General features: G+C 65.1%; 1 pseudogene. It reads right to left on the bottom strand.

The features are described from left to right. A pseudogene (locus R0J88_RS19445) lies at nucleotides 1-298 on the bottom strand (threonine synthase); the annotation flags it as partial.

Here is a 298-nt window from a genome sequence, read left to right as displayed (position 1 = left end):
CACCACGATATCCATCGACGGTGCCAGCGTCGCCTTCAGCTCCTGACGCGAGAAGTCATTGGAGGAGATGGTGCGATGCAGGATGTCGTTGGCGTTGGTGGCGATCACCAGCTGGCGGACCGGCAGCCCCATGCGCGAGGCCAGATAGCCGGCAAAGATGTTGCCGAAGTTGGCCGACGGCACCGTGAAGCTGACCTGACGCGCCGGAGCGCCCAGCGCCACACCGGCGGCCACGTAGTAGACGGTCTGGGCCATGATGCGCGCCCAGTTGATCGAGTTGACCGCGACCAGACGCGTG

This window comes from Pseudoalteromonas sp. SIMBA_162 (genome assembly GCF_046535955.1).
In the GTDB taxonomy this organism is placed as follows: Bacteria; Pseudomonadota; Gammaproteobacteria; order Enterobacterales; family Alteromonadaceae; genus Pseudoalteromonas; species Pseudoalteromonas marina.
The sequence above is the reverse complement of the archived record's forward strand: the minus strand, read 5'-3'. Positions and strand labels throughout refer to the sequence as shown.